This window comes from Nocardia sp. NPDC050630 (assembly GCF_044457245.1).
Taxonomy (GTDB): domain Bacteria; phylum Actinomycetota; class Actinomycetes; order Mycobacteriales; family Mycobacteriaceae; genus Nocardia.
On record NZ_JBITGN010000001.1, the window covers coordinates 328880 to 345000 of the forward strand.

Sequence of the window (16121 nt, forward strand, 5' to 3'; positions counted from 1 at the left end):
CCCCTTACGACACTCGGGTTTCCTTGTGCCATCGCGCTGTTCGGCCGTACGAGGCAGGATGAGGCCATGAGCGGCGGAGTTCTCGATGACTTTTATTATGGTGAGCCTATCGCCTGGGCGCGGGTCGGCGAGCCTGTCATCGGGCATGAGTGGATTGGCCCGGCCAGGTAGCGAGCGTCTGAGCCCGGCCGAAGCAGCACGGAAGTACGGCGCAGTCGCGGAGCTGGAACGGTGGCTTATGGCTTCAAGTCGGTCACTTACGGTGCCACGAAGTTCGTCCCCTGGTTCGTGGACCCACGGGGGTACCCGGTTATATGACGACGCTGCTGTCGTTGTAGACGACCCCGCCAGGGAGAACTACGAGTGCCCGGTCTGCGAAGCTCCGCCCGGTGCGCAATGCCTGGACAGGAAGGGTAGCCCTGCGCGCCGGCCGAGGAAGCGGTTCTCGCATCGTGATCATCGTCTGGCAGCGGTGTGCCTGCTCTGGTTGACTGGCTCCGTGGTTCCGACGAGCACCATCACCCGCATACGTACTCTCGACGGCCTGTACCTGGCAGCCACCCTCGTCACTCCCAGTCAACCCACGACGCACGCCGTCGTGCTGGTGCATGGTGGTGGCGTAACCCGTGAGGAGGGCGGCTTCTTCACCCGTCTGGCGACCGGCCTTGCCGATGCTGGTATCGCGTCGCTGCGGTTTGACCTTCGCGGCCACGGCGACAGCGAGGGCCGCCAAGAGGAACTGACCCTCTCCGCCATCCTCAACGACATCCGCGTCAGCGTCGCCGCTGTGCAGGACGCCACGGGTGCCAGTGACCTGTCGCTGCTCGGTGCCAGCTTCGGGGGCGGCATTTGTGGCTACTACGCTGCCAAACGCCCAGATGATCTGTCTCGGTTGGTGTTGCTGAATCCTCAGTTCGACTACAAGAAGCGCACCATCGACACTCGCGACTACTGGACGAACGATGTCATCAGCGACGAGAAGGCCGAAGAACTCAACGAAACCGGAGCGATCCAGTTCACGCCGACCCTGCGGCATGGTCGGCCGCTGCTCAATGAGGTGTTCTGGCTGAAGCCGAATGAAGTCCTCGGCGAGATCAAGGCATCGACTCTGATCGTCCATGGCAACGCAGACACCTTGGTCCCGATCGACGGTTCCCGTGCTGCCGTCGCCCAATTCACCGCACCCGTTGAGCTGGTCGAAATCGAGGGATCACAACACGGGTTCGCCGTCCATGACGATCCGCAGTACCTCAACCCGAAAAGCCAGGAGTTCCAGGCCGAAGTGATCCGCATCGCGGCGGACTGGCTCACGGCCTAGTGCGACGGCATCAAGACTTCACGGAGCTGCCGCACATTCGGCCGGTGGTTCCAAGGGGCGAGCGTGCGCACTACCCCGACTCGACAGACGCGGCCGGATCCATTGCCCGCCCAGTCGATTTCGGCACAGACCATTATATGCGCCACCGTAGGAATGATCTCGTGCAGGAGCGCTGAGGCGCTGATGAAGGCCCGATGGCGTTCACGGCTCGAGGTACAGGCGTTCATTCGGGAGGCGGGGTAGGCCGTCGGTGTCGCCTGGGATGATGGCTACGGCGTCGTGATAGTGGTATATGCGCCAGTCCTTCACGAACAGCAATGCCGCTGTCAGACAGGCAGCGAAATCCATTCGCACATCGTGCAAGTGGACCGACAGATGAACGTCGTCCTCGTCGGGGCGAGGTGATGTGGAATGTGCTGTCATGAAGCGCGCCTCTGGGGCGCATCACCTCCTCCACGGTTTATGGGCGAGTTGGGCACCCAACGCACGACGGCCCACCCGAGCGCGATCATCGGTGCACCCCGCCGAGCGCTGTCCAGCGAGCGAAAGACTCACGCGGGCAAGCGCATTCGACGTCGGCAAACCCCATCAGTCGATTCAGTGTTTGCGCGTCCAGGTGCGCCGAGGACGGCAACAGCACGACGTCGACGCCTAGCCCGGCAGCCTGTTCGACCAGACCGAGCACCGAGCACGCGTCGGCCCAGTGCAGCACGTAGCCCAATCGCCGTGCCAGACGGCGGATCTGGGCCTCGTCCCATTCCGACGTCGGTGATGTCGGGTCTAACCACGCGAGCGCTTCCATTCCCCTGCGCCTTCCGCTGTCCGGTTGGTGTACACCCACCGCCGAGGCAACCGACACCCGGCGGCGGGGCTTGCACTGGAGCTTTGCAACGCAGGCACCGAACTCTGTTCCGTGATGGAACAAACGAGGTAAACAGGGACAACGCACGTATCATGTGCCTTGATGAAGCGTGGACACGCGACAGGGAAAGCGCAGGGAGCGCACATGACCGACGAACCGGGTACCTACATCGGCCAGCGGGTGCGCCAGATTCGCGCCCGGAGGGGTATCACGCAACAGGTGCTTGCCGACCGGGTCGGGATCAGCCGATCCGTGATCGCGAAGTACGAGGCAGGACTACGGCCGATCGACTCCCGCCGTACGCTGCTGGCCCTGGCCTCCGCGCTGGGGGTCACCATCGGCGACCTGACCGGTCACGAGCAAGACCGGCTCGACCCGTCGACGGCCGGTTTCCATGCGGCAGTGCCGGAACTGGAAACGGTGCTGTGGGCACGGGGCAACGTGACAGACACCCGCCCGCCGCGCAGCCTGAAGGAACTGGCAGTGCTCACGCGCACGGCAACCAAGCTCCGCCACGACTGCGATTACACGACGCTCGGACCGATGCTCGCGCCGATGCTGACCGACGCCTACCGCCACGTACGCGAGACCGAGGCCGAACGAGCTTGGGACGTGCTCGGGACTGTGGCCTACGGCGTCGCGTCGGCGCTGCGGGCACGTGGCTACCACGCTCTTGCCTGGATTGCTGCGCAGGAAGCCGAACGCGCTGCGAGGCACGTCGGTGCGGCTGCGCCGATTGCCGCTGCCGCGTTTATCCGGGGGCAGATACTCCTGTCGCGACCTGGCGCGCTGCCTGCCGCACTGGCGACCACCATCGATACGGCCGAGAAGATCGCGGCCGAGGTGCGCACGGTGGGCGAGATCGAGACGTTCGGGATGCTGCACCTACAAGGTTCGATCGTCGCCGCCACGATGGGCGGCGACCCCGAACCGCACCTCGTCGAGGCAGCCGAGCAAGCGCGCAGGCTCCCCGAGGCCAAACCGAACACGTCTGAGGCGCGCAACGAGTCCTTCGGCCCGGCGAACGTCCAGCTGTGGCGCATGTCGGCCGCGATGGAACGCCGCGAGCCCGGTCAGGTACTCGCCCTCGCGCCGAGCCTTTCCCCTGTTGATCTGCCGAACGAGGGGCGGCGCGCTCAATACTTCGTAGAGATCGGCAAGGCGCACGCCATGCAGAAGAACTACCGGGATTCGCTGTACGCCCTGCTGCGGGCCGAACACGCTGCGCCCCAGCATGTCCGCACTATGTCTCCAGTGCGGGAGCTCGTCGGGCACATGATGCGCACCGTGCGGCGCGATCTCACGACCGGTGATCTCGGTCGGCTGGCGCAGCGGGTCGGCGTTGTGCCCGTGTGAGGCAGGCCCACGGCCACGCTGCACGCCTGGACGAATCGATGTGCATCGCATCCATTACCGCGGCCGAGCGCACATTCGCCAAGGCGGAATCGTCCGACCGGCCAGCGTGGCGCGAGCGAGGATCCGCTGGAAGCCGTACGCATCGGCCACCAGGCACTCGATATCGCAGCCGGTCCGTCGTCGCGACGCAGCTACGCATACCTGGGTGACCTGCGCCAACGACTGAAATCTCACGCCGCGATGCCTGACGTTGCGGACTTCCGGAAACAGCGCGAATTGGTGCACGAGATCTGCTGGCGGCCCAGCCCGCTCGATCGCGTCCAGCCGCAGGCAACTGCAACACCACCGCTGCCGCGACAGTCGAATGGCAATTTCCTACAACCAGGATCCGATCCACCCGAGTGCGCGGTCGGCCGCGGGCTTGTGGCTATCCGGGACGGCCGGTAGGCGTTCGGCGATCAAGCCTGGGGCGACGAGCCCAGCTCCCAGTAGCGCGGCTACGAAATTCTGGTCCTTCTCGCGGAAGGCGCACAGCTTCGCAACACACAGATCTTCCTTGTCGAGGCACCATCCGGTGAACTGCGGTTCGCCAGACGGCGCGGCCGTATTGGCGTTCTGCACCTTGACCAATCGGTTTCGCCACCCATCTGGGAGTGCGGATGTCGTCATATCGACGCCGTCAATGCTGAAACCATGCAGATCCTCGAACGGCGAGAACTCTCCGGCCACGCCCTCGATGAGGTCCGCTAGTCGCGCAGTCTCGGCGTTGTCGCTAGCGATCGGAAGGATATCGATTTCCAACGACATCGTGGCATCCGCGGGAAGCTGGGCCTCGTCGAAGGTGCCGAGGATCGATTGGGATCCAACCACGATCACCTCGGGCCGGCCGATGATCTGGCACGCCGTCCGGATGGCATGCTCCAACTGGTCGCGCCGCATCAGCCGGCGAGGCCCAGCACATCGGCGCGCTCATGTTGCGAGAGCAGACCACTCAACGGGGAGACTTCGCGCATCTCGATCGAGTCGCGATCGAGACCGGTGAGGACGCGGTGGATCCCTGGCACGTCACCGCGCTTGATCAGCGACTCCCAGCGATCGAGGTTGCGCTCATGCGGCTGGCCGGTAACTCCGTCACGCAGTCGCTCCAAATTGCGTTCGATACGCGGCCGCCATGACTGGAGGCTCGCCCGCGTCAAGTGTGTCGAGAGCCGACTGTGCAATTGCCATGACCGACGCTCAGAGCGGGTCAATTCCGGGACGACGGGACGTCGCACGACTTCGAGGCGATAGCCCATGCAGGACAACAGCCTCTCGAGTTGCTCATCGCTCAGATTCAGTTTGTCGGACAACATCTGGCTGATACTGGATTGGCGGACACCACTCAGCCGCGCTAGCTCGGTCTGGGTGGTGCCCGTTCTGTGCATCACCTCGCGCAGCACATCGCTCTGACTGGACATAGGCAAACTATAGCGTACCGCGCTATAGTTAGCACTCCTCCTTCGCAACGGCACTAACCGTGACAGACATCTGCTGGATGTGGAGGAGGGTGTTAGCTGTGCGCCATAACGAGATCGCACCGCCGGTACGCCGAGCACCGTGAGGGGCAGCGGTAGCGCAAGGTGGTGCACGAGATTCGCTGGCGGCCAGGACCGTTCGATCGCGTCCAACCACTGGTCGACGATTTGCTGCGCGCGGGCGCAACCGCTCGACCGCCGACTCGTGAACGCCTTCGCGAGCAGCATGCGCAATCTGGTGTGCTCCGGCGGATCCATGCTTGTCTGTGCGCCCGGACGAGTCGGATGCGGCGTGGTGCGCGGGATGTCAGGCTGTTGCCGCACCCGTGTCGGTGGTTATCAGTCGGCGTTCGACCAGGATGTAGGCATCGCCGAGAATCAGCGGCAGCGCCGCGGAACTGGGCAGTGCGGGCCCGAGCTCGTCGTCTCGAATGACATGCGCCTGTGCGCCGTACCGCCCGAACGTCAGCGCGAGCGGTACGACCCCCCTCTGATCGACGCGCCGACGTCCCGGCGGCTCGGGGAAACACCACTGCCAGAATCCCGCCGAGGTCGAAAAACGCAGGTCGATATAGTCGGATCGGGCCGGGCAACGATGCACGCTGTCGAGAGTGGCCGAGAGGAACGACCTTCCCGACAAGGTCGCCTGCACGGGTGCGGGTACTGATGCCATTTCCGACTCCTATCGCAATGCGCTGTGGCTCAGGGCAATTGGGTATTACCGGCGAGGTCGAGTGCGGCCAGATACGCGAAAACGAGGCTCGAACCGATCGGTGTTCCTGCGCCCGGGTACGCGCCGCCCGACATCGCCGCCATGGTGTTGCCGGTCGCGTAGAGACCTTCGATCGGCGTGGCGTCCGAGCGGAGTACGCGGGCGTGCTCGTCGGTTACCAGACCGCCCTTGGTTCCGATATCGGACAGCACGACGGTGGCCGCGTAGTAGGGCGGGGTGTCGACGGGGATGAGCAGTGGGTTGGGGAGGTCGGTCGCCAGTGGCACGACGTAGTTCTGCCGGGGATCGGCCGGGTAACCGACGATGTACTGGAACATCTGGTCCCACGGCGCCTCGCCGCGATGGAAACGTTCGTCGACACCGGACGTCGAATAGCCGTTGTACTCCTCGATCGACTTGCGCAATTTCTCCGGCGGCACGCCGATCAGGTCGGCCAATTCTTCGAGGGTGTCGGCGCGGCGCAGGGCGCCGGACGCGAACCACTCCGGACGCACCGGCTGCTCCGGATCGCCGCCGAAGCCGTCGCGGTCGAGCTGTCGGTGGTCGAATACCCAGTACGCGGTGCTGTGTGTAACGCCGGTTTCGCGTTGCAGCCGGGCCATTTCGTGCCCGGCGCGATCGTAGGGCTGCGTCTCGTTCATGAAGCGCTCGCCCTCGGCATTGACCCAGATTCCGCCGCGGGTGCCGGTATGGAAGACGGGCCGACCGTCGGGCTGTACAACCCCTGGGACGTACCAGGCCTCATCGAGCAGGTCGGTGGCCGCGCCGATCGCGCGACCGGCCAGGATCGCGTCACCGGTATTGCCCGGCGCGCCGTGGGACCATTCTCCGGTGAGCGGCACGGGCGAATACTGCTCGCGCATCTCACGGTTGTGTTCGAAGCCGCCCGCCGCCAGGATCACGCCGCGGGTGGCGCGGAATGTGCGGCGCTCGCCACCGGTGACCGCCACCACACCGGTGACCCGGCCGTCCTCGACAACGAGGTCGGTCATGGCGGTCTCGAGCAGGTAGGAGCCGTTGCCCGTTGCCAGGAAGGCTTTCAGCGCCCGGCCGATCAGCGCGCGACCGCCGACGAGCACCGGCCCTTCGTCGATACCCCAGCGTTCTTCCGGGACGGAGCGACGGATGAGCGGGGCGAGTTCCTCGAGTTCGGCTACCGAGATTTCCTGCGGGAATATGGTTCGCCCGGTGGCGGTGGATCCTGGACGCCCGAAGAAGTATTCGGGCACGGGCTGGTAGGTGAAGGACCCGAACAGCGGGTTCTGCTCGAGGTCGTCGATCAGCTGGGGCGCGGTCCGCAGATAGGCATCCTGCAGCGGTTCGCGCGAGTTGTCGGCGACAACGTCGCGCAGGTAGGTGCGGGCGGCCTCGGGGTCATCCTCGATACCCGCGCGCGCGATCGGGGCGCTGCCCGGAAACCACAGTCCCGCACCGGAATACGCGGTGGTACCGCCGATCAGCGAGGACTTTTCCAGCAGCAGTGTGCGCAGCCCGCGCGCGGCGGCCGTATAGGCGGCGATCAGGCCACCTCCTCCGGACCCCACGACCACGACGTCGTAGGTTTCCTCGTCAGCGGGCATTGCGTTCTCCTTGTCGAATCGAGGCGCTCCGGTCCCTTGCGTGGCGACGCAGGCTGACGCCGCCGAGCCCTTCGTGCACCGCGGTGTTTCGCTGATCTGCCGCAGCCGGTCGCGACGCGATATGGCCGTTGGGGTGACCTGGTTCACGGGAAGTCGGATGTCGGATGAGTGTGCGACCTGCGATGTCGGGTCGAGTGCGGGATTCCGCTGAGCGGGATGGCGCCGGTCGCGGTGGGGGAGCAGTCCACGGTGGCTCGTCGGGAGCCAGCGCGTCCCAGTGTTCGGAAAGTCCGGCGTGCGCTGCCCGGTTTCCCGCTCAAACTTGCCAGCCAGCAGGACATTCCGACTCGAAGGAGAGCTCGCATGGCTGGTTCGCACGACTACGATCCCGGCCCGCAGATTGCCCACGCCGGTGGCCTGAACCTGGGGACGCCGGATCTGTGGCGTTCGATCCCTGAATTGCAGTGGGGGCAGACGTGGTACGGCGAGGCCCTCGATGTCGGTCCGGGCGGCGCGTTCCTGTCGACCACGCCGTCGGCCGGATTGTGACCAACGAGAGGAACATCATGACGCTCGAGTCCCGAGGCGCCCACGAGGGTGTGCCCGCCTACTACTTCGACAACCGACTATCGGGCCCGCTGCTGAGCCATCACGAGCGGTGGGACCGACTCGCCGGCACCCACTCCGCATTCAGAAGCACTGTCGCACAGGGATATTGGGTCATTACGGACGGCCAGGCGATCCAGGAGGCGCTACAGGACTGGCGGACCTTCTCCAGCACCTCGGTGACGGTGCTCGAACCGAATCCGAAGTTCCTGTGGATTCCGGAGATGCTTGATCCGCCGCTGCACACCAAGTGGCGGCGGCTGCTGGGCAGCGAGTTCGGGCCCAAGTGGGTCGCCGCCCGCGAGCCGGAGATCCGCAAGATCGCGGCGGATATGATCGACCGGCTGCTGCCGAAGGGGGCCGCGGACGTTCTCGACGAGTTCGCGCGCCGGTTCCCGACCCTGATCTTCATGCGGCTTATGGGCCTGCCCGAGCAGGATCTGGACCAATTCCTGGAATGGGTCCATGAGATGCTGCACCTGCCGCACGCCGAGGATCCCGACCACCGTCGCCAACTTGCCGCGATGACCGCTGCGTCGGCCTATTTCGAAGAGCAGATCGCGCTGCGTCGCGACGCCCCGCGCGATGATCTGCTGTCGCGCATGATGAGCTGGCGCATCGATGGCGAGCTACTCAGCGACGCCGATATGCACGCGTTCTGCATTCTGATGTTCCAGGCCGGTTTCGATACGGTCCCCATCGCCATCGGCTGGGCCATGTACCACTTCGCCGCGCATCATGAGGATCGCGCGGCCATCGTGGCCGACCCGTCGCTGATCGCCAATGGCGTCGAGGAAGTCCTCCGTGTCTATTCGTTCGTCATTCCGGCACGAAAGGCGACACGGGATACCGAGATCGGCGGCTGTCCGGTGAAGTCCGGCGACATGGTGATGCTGCCGCTCGCGGTCAGCAACCGGGATGCCGAGCGGTTCGACAATCCGCTCGAGGTGGATCTGCGGCGCGCCACGAACAACCACATCGCCTTCGGTTCGGGACCGCACCGCTGCTTGGGTTCGCACCTGGCTCGACTGGAGCTGAATGTGGCGATGGAGGAGTGGCACAAGCGGATACCGGAATACCGGATCGCGCCCGGACAGCAGCTCGAGCAGACCGGAAACATGTATGGCCTGATGTCTTTGCGCCTCGAATGGTGAACCACGGCCCGGCACCCGATACGAAAGGCATTACCACGTGGGAATTCGTGACCGGCTGACCCGACTGCTCGCCGAGGCTCCCGTCGATGCCGAAGCGATCGAGCACGAGCAGACCTGGTGGACCTGGGGTCGGATCCAGACCACCGCGCGCTCGGTCGTGGATGCACTGGAATCCGCCGGTTTGGGCGCGGGATCCCGAGTCGGTGTGGTCCTGGAGAACCGGCCGGAACATGTCGCGGTTGTCGCCGCGCTGATCGCGACCGGTCGATGCGTCGTACTCCTCGCTCCGCTGCAACCGGCGCCGCGGCTGGCCGCCGACATCATTGCCTGTGACCTGCCCGCGGTTGTGTGCGGATCGGTGCTGCTGGCCCGCGACGGCGTACTCGATGCCGCGACGACGGCCGGTTTCGCCCTGGAACTGCGGGACGACGGTTCGGTGCGACGCGTGAGCGGCACGATCCGCGCGTCCGCCGTGACGAATCCGGGGACCGTGGTGGAAATGCTCACCTCGGGGACGACCGGCGTGCCGAAGCGCGTGCATCTGCGGACCGAGCAGTTGGATCAGGCACTGACTTCCGGCGGGCAGACGGTCAGGGACGACCGATTGCTTTCCACCTCCGCGGTACTCGTGAACGCGCCGCTGGTGCACATCGGCGGCCTGTGGCGGGCACTGGCGTGCCTGGCCACCGGTCGGCGGATGATTCTCATGCCCAAGTTCGTCCTTGAACCCTGGGTCAGCGCCGTGGAGCGGCATCGGTTGCGGGCCGTGAGTCTGGTGCCCGCGGCATTACGGGCGGTGCTCGATTCCGGAGTGTCGCGGGCGCGGCTGGCGAGCCTACAGGTCGTCACCTCCGGGACAGCGCCATGCCCGAAAGAGTGGGCGGACTCGTTCTTTCGCACCTACGGCATCCCGGTGCTGATGACCTACGGTGCCACCGAATTCGCGGGCGCGGTGGCGGGTTGGACGCTGGCGCTGCACGAACAGTGGTGGGACCTGAAGGCGGGCAGCGCCGGTCGCGCTTTCCCGGGCGTCGAGTTGCGGGTGACCGGCGAGGACGGCGCCGAACTCGGCGGTTGGACGACCGGGCGGCTCGAGGTCCGCACCGCGCAGACCGCGGCGGGCGCGGGCAAGTGGGTCCAGACCAGCGATCTGGCGCGGATCGATGTCGACGGCTTCCTCTGGATCGTCGGTCGTGCGGACGACGCCATCATCCGCGGCGGCTTCAAAGTCCAGCCCGAGACGGTCAAGCGAGTTCTGGAGACACATGCGGCGGTGCGCGAGGCCGCGGTGGCCGGACTGCCCGACGCCCGCCTCGGACACGTACCCGTGGCCGCGATCGAAACCGAACCCGGACGCATACCTCCCGACAGCGACGAACTCGTCGAACTCTGTCGCGCTCACCTGCTGCCGTACGAGGTACCGGTGCACGTGGTGGTATTGGACCAGCTACCACGCACGCCATCGAGCAAGGTGAGCAGGATGGAACTGCTCGACATCGTCCGGGAGCGAAGGAGCCGATCATGACGGCACTGACGATCGGATTCATCGGCGCCGGCCGGATCGGCGCGGCGATGGTGGAGCGATTACTGGCGGCGGGGCAGCGGGTCCGGCTGTACGCGCGGCGCGCGGAGGTACGGGACCGGCTGGCGGCACTCGGAGCGGAGCCCGTCGATCGGGCCCGGGATATCGCGGCCGCGGATGTCGTCGTCAGCTGCCTGTTCGGCGACGAGCAGATATCCACGCTGCTGCCCAAGGTCGTCGGCGCGATGGGGGAGGGCACGGTACTGCTGTCGCACACCACAGGGACGCCGGAGGTGCTGGACAGTCTGGACCAGTTCGCGCCGTCCGGCCGGGCCGCGCTCGTGGACGCGACGTTCAGTGGCACACCGGAGGCGGTGCGCGCGGGTGAGCTGGTGGTCTTCCTCGGTGGCACGCCGGAAAACGTCGCGATCGCGCGACGGGTCGTCGAGTGCTATGCGGGAACGGTCATCGAAACAGGTGGGCGGGGGTCGGCACTGCGGGTGAAGTTGATCAATAATCTGCTGTTCGCCGCGGTCTCGCAACTGACACTGCAAGGCCTGACCTTGGGCCGTGGTGCCGGGATAGACGAGGGTGTAATGCTCGAGGCGCTCGCGATCAGCAGCGGCGGTACCACTGCCGGACGCTATATCGCCGACCGTGGCGGATCCGAATCCTTCGCCGCCGCGGTGGCACCTTTTCTGCACAAGGACGTCGCCGCCTGTGCAGCCGCGTTGACCGATTCAGGCGTCGATTTCTCGGGCCTGCTCGCCGTGGCCTGCGGCGGACCGATCGATATCGGCGATATCGCCGCTAAAGAGGAAACTTAATTCCGATATAGCCACCTTAAAGCGGCCGTCTTTCGCTACACTCGCGCCTGAGGTTCGAGCTCCAAGAAGGAGGCTGGCCAATGGCCTCAGTGGTGAATGACAATGCGGTCGCCACCTCCGAACGGCACGAGGCGCCACCGTCGATGGTGGAGCGGATGACACTGATCATGGATTCGTTCGGTGGCCCGCAGATTCGGCTCTCGCTCGAGGATGTTGCCGGACGCACCAATCTCCCGCGCTCGACGACCCATCGCATCCTGGAACAGCTGGTTCGGCTGCGATGGCTCGAGCGCAATGGTCGTGACTACGGCCTCGGTCAACGGGCGCTCGGGTTCGGTGGCCGGGAAGAGGGACACGGTGCATTGCGCACCGCCGCGTTCCCACTCCTGCACAACCTGTCGGTGCGCACCGACATGGTGGTGCACTTGGCCGTGCTGGACGGCGCCGAGGCGTACTACCTGGACAAGTTCGGCGGCAAGGCCGCCGTCCAGGTGCCCTCCGTCGTCGGCGGCAGGGTCCCCGCGCACTGCACGGCCGTCGGAAAGAGCATGCTGGCGTGGCTGTCGCCGGAACAGATCGACGATCTGTACCGCGATGTCCTGGTCAAGCGGACCACGCACAGCATCGGTGATCTCGAGGTCCTGCACCAGGAGTTGATTCGCATTCGTGCGCGTCGCGGTCTGGCTTTCGAGCGCGGCGAATGCTTCCAGCACATCGCCTGTGTCGGTGCGGCCGTGCGCGGTCCCAAGGGGCCGGTCGGCGGGATTTCGCTCGTCGGCGATGTGCGAGCACCGCTCGAGCGGCTGGCACCGCTGGTCGCCAATACCGCGCACGCGATATCGGAAAAGTTGATGGGCGACACCGCGCGCAAACATTCGGCGCGCTTCGAATCAGTCGTGGTGCGGGATGAGCCGCAGCTCCCGGCACTCACCGAGACCGTCGGACGAATCGTCGCGCTCGGCGAACGCGGCGAGTGGTTCTGAGGCCCCCGCCTATCCGGACCGCTTTCCGCTGAGCGGAAAGAGCCCCAGGTCCACCCGGTTTCCTGACCAAACTTGCGTTCGGAGTGGGCCGTCGGCTCGATCCTTCCGCAAGAGAGGTGAGGACCCCTATGAGTCCGCTTCCGGATCCGGTGTCGATGGGCGCCAGGCGCTTCCGCGACGTGCTGGGACATTTTCCGACGAGTGTTGTCGCGATTACCACCACGGCATCCGACGGTCGTCCGCACGGGTTGATCGTCGGCACCTTCACCTCGGTTTCGCTAGAGCCGCCATTGGTGTCTATTCTGGTGAACCGATCCTCGTCGACGCTGGCGATGATCCAGGAGGCGGGCGGCTTCTGCGCCAACGCGCTCGCGGGCAACCAGGAGCCGACGTCACGCCGATTGTCGGCTCGCGGATCGGACCGTTTCGAGGGCGTGGTCTGGACACCGTCACCGCTGGGCAATCCGGTGCTGGACGGCATCGTGGCATGGGTCGACTGCAAGCTCGAAAACGTGGTCGAAATCGGTGACCACTATCTGGTCGTCGGCCGGGTCAGCGATCTGAATATCGAGTCGGTGCGAACACCGCTGCTCTTCTTCCGCGGCGGGTACGGCGACTATCTCGCCAGTGCGACGCTGCTGATGGATCGTCTCGTCGGCTGGTGGTGACCGGGTCCGGATTCGGACTCACACCAACATGTCGTCGACCGGCAATCCGAATGTCCCGCGCCCGTAGAGCGTCAACGCCGTGCCGACATCATTGGATGCGTGAATGCCCGCGATATGTGCGTCACGCCAGGCGCGCTCGATCGGATTGCGACGGCGCAGCAGCATCCCACCGGTCGCCGCGAACACCAGATCGATCGAGGTCAATGCGCGTTCGGCGCCACATGCCTGATCACGACGCGCGCGCAACCGCAGCTCCAGCGGAATCTCCTGTCGTGCACAAACGCACGCGTACAAATCGCGGAGGCTCCGGCTCATCTGCAGAATGGCCGCGTCGATTTCCGCGCTGGCCCGTGCGGCCGCGGTCGGCTGATCCGCGGTGATACTGCCGCCACCGAAACTGAGCCGGTTACTGTCGCGCATCCGGCTCAGAAAGACATCGAGGCAGCCCTGTGCCATGCCGACCATGGGGGAGCTGTTCGCGTAGGTGTACATGGTTCCGTATGGCATCCGGTAGAGGGGGCCGGGATTCGCCCTATGTCCCGGGCTCTCCAGCCGTGCGATGTCGTAGAACCGCGTTACCCGGTGTTCCGGAACGAAAATCCGCTCGGCGTACAGATCGTCGCTGCCCGCGCCGCGCAGTCCGGCCGCATCCCACACCTTCGACATCCGATAGTCGATGCAGGGCACCAGCCCGCTGACCATATCCACCGGCTGGCCATTCTCGGCCACGATGGTGCCGCCGAGCAGCGCCCACGACGAGTGCGCACATCCGCTGGCGAATCGCCACTGGCCCGAGACTTCGTAACCTCCCGCGACCGGAACGAATCTGCCGACCGGCGCGTACGACGAGCAGATCAATGCGTCCGGATCGTCCGACCACACATCACGTTGGGCGCGCTCGTCGAAAAGTGCCACATGCCAAGGGGTCAGGCCGAGTACCGACGTCACCCACCCGGTCGAACCGCATGCGGTGGCGACCATGCGCACCGCGTCGTAGAAGTCCAGCGGATCGGCCTCCAGCCCGCCCTGGGCTTTCGGGCGCAGCAGTCGGAAGATGCCGGTACCGATCAGATCGGTCATCGTCTCGGCCGGAATCTCACCGGTCTCGTCGACCAGCGCCGCCCGTTCGGCGAGCGTTGGCAACAGTTCGCCGACCGCTGCGGCTACGTCTGCGTTCATGCCGGTTCTCTCATGTCCGCGCCCCCTACGCCAGTGGCTCCACGGCGGAGCGTAACAGGCGCCGACACTGCCCGGCCGATCAGCGGGCGGCCCAGCTGATCGCCTTGCTCTGCAGGAATTCGTCGAGGCCGAATTCGCCCCACTCCCTGCCGATTCCGCTCTGCTTGTATCCACCGAACGGCGAGCGCGGATTGACCCCCGCGCTGCCGCCGTTGATCGCTACAGCGCCCGCGCGGACGCGCGTGGCGATCTCATAGGCGGCCTTGGTGTCGGCGCTCCAGACGGCCCCGGCCAGACCGTAGGGGCTGTCGTTCGCGATGCGGACCGCCTCGTCGTCGGTGCGGAACGGAATCACTACGCCCACCGGACCGAAGAACTCGGTCTGGGCGATCGTCATCGAATTGTCGACATCGACGAAGAGGGTCGGCTCTACGAAGTAGCCCTTGTCGAGACCAGTCGGGCGTCCGCCACCGGCGACGATCCGCGCACCCTCCTCCTCGCCGACACGGATCAGCTTTTCGACCTTCTCGCGCTGCGCCGCGGTGATCAACGGACCCATCGTGGTGGATTCGTGGGCCGGATCGCCGACCCGGACACCGGCGAGCGCGACGCGCAGCCGAGCCACCAGTTCGTCATGGACGGATTCGTGCACGATCGTGCGGGTCAGAATCGAGCAACCCTGGCCCGCGTGCACCGTAATGCCCATGAGTGCGGACCGGACCGCACCGTCGAGGTCGGCATCGGCGCGGACGATATTGGCGGACTTGCCGCCGAGCTCGAGCACAACCTTCTTGATCGAGCTCGCGGCCTGCGTGTAGACCATCCGTCCGACGGTGTCCGATCCGGTGAAGCTGACCAGGTCCACCATCGGATTGGTGGTCAGCTCCCGACCCGCGTCGATATCGCCGGTCACGATATTCAGCACGCCAGGTGGCAGACCGGCGGCATCGGCGAAGTCACCGATCAGCAGGGATTCCAGCGGGGTGGTCGGCGCGGGCTTCAGCACGGCGGTGCATCCGGCGGCAAGCGCAGGGATCACCTTCATCATGCTGAGGAAGAACGGGAAGTTGTAGGCCGCGATCAGCGCACAGACCCCGAAGCCCTCGCGCCGGATCTGCCCCTGGGAGATGCCGATGCCCGGCGCGATCGTGGGTTCCATCGGGCGCTCCCACGCGAAGGTCGGCATGACGCGTTCGGCCATATCGCGCAGATGGGCAACCGGCACCCGAGTCTGCAGGGTTTCGGCCAACGAGCGGACCGAACCCGCCTCGGCGATATTGACGTCGACGAGCTCGGGCAGGCGGCGCTCCATTTCCTCGGCCATGCGCAGCAGCACCGCGGCCCGCTCGGCGGGCTTCATCCGCGGCCATGGCCCCTCGTCGAATGCCTTGCGCGCGGCCGTGATCGCGCGACGCACATCCGGGATCGAGGCCTGCGGGACGTAGGCGATCGTGTCCTCCGTCGCGGGATTGCGCACACTGATGAGCTCATCCGATTCGCCGTCGGTGCGGTGCCCGTCGATGTAGAGCTGCGTCGAGAACGAGTACGCCGTGGTCATGTTCGGTCTCCTGATTGCCGGATCTGCGTCGGACTTCTGGGCAGGCTCACCTGCGGTGCCGCCCGCACGCGCCTTAAAAGTGTACTGAATAGCCGAACTGGCTGAGTCGATTGTCCAATTGCCGCTGAGTGGAAAGTGCGATTGTGTGACCCGCCGCACAGGGGTGTGCTGTCGCGTACGTCTTCGCCCCACTCCGAGCAGGGCGAACGCGATCACCAAACGAAAGCCACGGCTCGATTGCTCGGTGCGAGTCGGAAACGA

At 65.7% G+C, this 16121-nt stretch carries 16 protein-coding genes; 8 read left to right on the top strand and 8 right to left on the bottom strand.

What is annotated here, in order from left to right; genetic code table 11:
- The first annotated feature begins 499 nt into the window (after positions 1–499).
- Positions 500–1318, top strand: a complete 819-nt coding sequence (locus ACIBG0_RS01280) for an alpha/beta hydrolase (protein WP_397028145.1) — start codon at positions 500–502, stop codon at positions 1316–1318.
- 201 nt (positions 1319–1519) lie between these two features.
- Here the strand turns inward: ACIBG0_RS01280 and ACIBG0_RS01285 are convergent, their stop codons facing one another.
- Together ACIBG0_RS01285 and ACIBG0_RS01290 are read right to left on the bottom strand one after the other, a co-directional pair.
- Entirely contained in the window at positions 1520–1741 is a 222-nt protein-coding gene (locus ACIBG0_RS01285; protein ID WP_397028147.1) for a hypothetical protein, read from the bottom strand.
- An 85-nt stretch (positions 1742–1826) separates the two neighbouring features.
- The gene (locus ACIBG0_RS01290) at positions 1827–2120 is read right to left on the bottom strand and encodes a hypothetical protein (protein ID WP_397028149.1); all 294 of its coding nucleotides are present in this window, start codon (positions 2118–2120) and stop codon (positions 1827–1829) included.
- A 204-nt stretch (positions 2121–2324) separates the two neighbouring features.
- On the opposite strand from ACIBG0_RS01290, the gene ACIBG0_RS01295 reads away from it, so the two are divergent.
- On the top strand, positions 2325–3536 hold the full coding sequence (locus ACIBG0_RS01295) for a helix-turn-helix domain-containing protein (protein ID WP_397028151.1): 1212 nt from the start codon (positions 2325–2327) through the stop codon (positions 3534–3536).
- A gap of 375 nt (positions 3537–3911) precedes the next feature.
- Here the strand turns inward: ACIBG0_RS01295 and ACIBG0_RS01300 are convergent, their stop codons facing one another.
- From ACIBG0_RS01300 to ACIBG0_RS01315, 4 genes are all read right to left on the bottom strand, one after another.
- Positions 3912–4475 (bottom strand): DUF6036 family nucleotidyltransferase, encoded by a 564-nt coding sequence (locus tag ACIBG0_RS01300; RefSeq protein WP_397028153.1) that lies wholly within the window; start codon positions 4473–4475, stop codon positions 3912–3914.
- Positions 4475–4993, bottom strand: a complete 519-nt coding sequence (locus ACIBG0_RS01305; protein ID WP_397028155.1) for a helix-turn-helix domain-containing protein — start codon at positions 4991–4993, stop codon at positions 4475–4477. Before ACIBG0_RS01305 ends, ACIBG0_RS01300 begins: the two co-directional genes overlap by 1 nt.
- A 364-nt stretch (positions 4994–5357) precedes the next feature.
- The gene (locus ACIBG0_RS01310) at positions 5358–5723 is read right to left on the bottom strand and encodes a hypothetical protein (RefSeq protein WP_397028157.1); all 366 of its coding nucleotides are present in this window, start codon (positions 5721–5723) and stop codon (positions 5358–5360) included.
- Positions 5724–5752: 29 nt separating this feature from the next.
- Complete coding sequence (locus ACIBG0_RS01315) at positions 5753–7363, bottom strand: FAD-dependent oxidoreductase (protein ID WP_397028158.1); 1611 nt, start codon at positions 7361–7363, stop codon at positions 5753–5755.
- Positions 7364–7726: 363 nt separating this feature from the next.
- On the opposite strand from ACIBG0_RS01315, the gene ACIBG0_RS01320 reads away from it, so the two are divergent.
- From ACIBG0_RS01320 to ACIBG0_RS01345, 6 genes are all read left to right on the top strand, one after another.
- Positions 7727–7912: a hypothetical protein gene (locus tag ACIBG0_RS01320; RefSeq protein ID WP_397028160.1), complete on the top strand. Its 186-nt coding sequence runs from the start codon at positions 7727–7729 to the stop codon at positions 7910–7912.
- 17 nt (positions 7913–7929) lie between these two features.
- Positions 7930–9123, top strand: coding sequence for a cytochrome P450 (locus ACIBG0_RS01325; RefSeq protein ID WP_397028162.1), 1194 nt, complete (start codon positions 7930–7932; stop codon positions 9121–9123).
- Between the two features lie 37 nt (positions 9124–9160).
- On the top strand, positions 9161–10648 hold the full coding sequence (locus tag ACIBG0_RS01330; RefSeq protein WP_397028163.1) for a class I adenylate-forming enzyme family protein: 1488 nt from the start codon (positions 9161–9163) through the stop codon (positions 10646–10648).
- Positions 10645–11472 carry an NAD(P)-dependent oxidoreductase gene (locus ACIBG0_RS01335; RefSeq protein ID WP_397028164.1) on the top strand — a complete coding sequence of 276 codons (828 nt, stop codon included), beginning with the start codon at positions 10645–10647 and terminating at the stop codon, positions 11470–11472. The genes ACIBG0_RS01330 and ACIBG0_RS01335 overlap by 4 nt, the downstream gene beginning before the upstream one ends.
- A gap of 80 nt (positions 11473–11552) precedes the next feature.
- Positions 11553–12455, top strand: coding sequence for an IclR family transcriptional regulator (locus tag ACIBG0_RS01340; protein WP_397028165.1), 903 nt, complete (start codon positions 11553–11555; stop codon positions 12453–12455).
- Between the two features lie 128 nt (positions 12456–12583).
- Positions 12584–13123, top strand: a complete 540-nt coding sequence (locus ACIBG0_RS01345) for a flavin reductase family protein (protein ID WP_397028167.1) — start codon at positions 12584–12586, stop codon at positions 13121–13123.
- An 18-nt stretch (positions 13124–13141) separates the two neighbouring features.
- Here ACIBG0_RS01345 and hsaA read toward each other — a convergent pair whose 3' ends face one another.
- On the bottom strand, positions 13142–14302 hold the full coding sequence (gene hsaA / locus ACIBG0_RS01350) for a 3-hydroxy-9,10-secoandrosta-1,3,5(10)-triene-9,17-dione monooxygenase oxygenase subunit (RefSeq protein WP_397028169.1): 1161 nt from the start codon (positions 14300–14302) through the stop codon (positions 13142–13144).
- A 79-nt stretch (positions 14303–14381) separates the two neighbouring features.
- Positions 14382–15860, bottom strand: a complete 1479-nt coding sequence (locus ACIBG0_RS01355) for an aldehyde dehydrogenase family protein (protein WP_397028170.1) — start codon at positions 15858–15860, stop codon at positions 14382–14384.
- Positions 15861–16121 lie beyond the last annotated feature (261 nt).

Excerpts from the sequence above, each read along its gene's own strand:
- ACIBG0_RS01325 (WP_397028162.1), top strand. The coding sequence starts at position 7,930 with ATGACGCTCGAGTCCCGAGGCGCCCACGAGGGTGTGCCCGCCTACTAC.
- ACIBG0_RS01335 (WP_397028164.1), top strand. The coding sequence starts at position 10,645 with ATGACGGCACTGACGATCGGATTCATCGGCGCCGGCCGGATCGGCGCG.
- ACIBG0_RS01355 (WP_397028170.1), bottom strand. The coding sequence starts at position 15,860 with ATGACCACGGCGTACTCGTTCTCGACGCAGCTCTACATCGACGGGCAC.
- ACIBG0_RS01300 (WP_397028153.1), bottom strand. The coding sequence starts at position 4,475 with ATGCGGCGCGACCAGTTGGAGCATGCCATCCGGACGGCGTGCCAGATC.
- ACIBG0_RS01305 (WP_397028155.1), bottom strand. The coding sequence starts at position 4,993 with ATGTCCAGTCAGAGCGATGTGCTGCGCGAGGTGATGCACAGAACGGGC.
- ACIBG0_RS01310 (WP_397028157.1), bottom strand. The coding sequence starts at position 5,723 with ATGGCATCAGTACCCGCACCCGTGCAGGCGACCTTGTCGGGAAGGTCG.
- ACIBG0_RS01340 (WP_397028165.1), top strand. The coding sequence starts at position 11,553 with ATGGCCTCAGTGGTGAATGACAATGCGGTCGCCACCTCCGAACGGCAC.
- ACIBG0_RS01345 (WP_397028167.1), top strand. The coding sequence starts at position 12,584 with ATGAGTCCGCTTCCGGATCCGGTGTCGATGGGCGCCAGGCGCTTCCGC.
- ACIBG0_RS01295 (WP_397028151.1), top strand. The coding sequence starts at position 2,325 with ATGACCGACGAACCGGGTACCTACATCGGCCAGCGGGTGCGCCAGATT.
- ACIBG0_RS01320 (WP_397028160.1), top strand. The coding sequence starts at position 7,727 with ATGGCTGGTTCGCACGACTACGATCCCGGCCCGCAGATTGCCCACGCC.
- hsaA (WP_397028169.1), bottom strand. The coding sequence starts at position 14,302 with ATGAACGCAGACGTAGCCGCAGCGGTCGGCGAACTGTTGCCAACGCTC.
- ACIBG0_RS01285 (WP_397028147.1), bottom strand. The coding sequence starts at position 1,741 with ATGACAGCACATTCCACATCACCTCGCCCCGACGAGGACGACGTTCAT.
- ACIBG0_RS01290 (WP_397028149.1), bottom strand. The coding sequence starts at position 2,120 with ATGGAAGCGCTCGCGTGGTTAGACCCGACATCACCGACGTCGGAATGG.
- ACIBG0_RS01315 (WP_397028158.1), bottom strand. The coding sequence starts at position 7,363 with ATGCCCGCTGACGAGGAAACCTACGACGTCGTGGTCGTGGGGTCCGGA.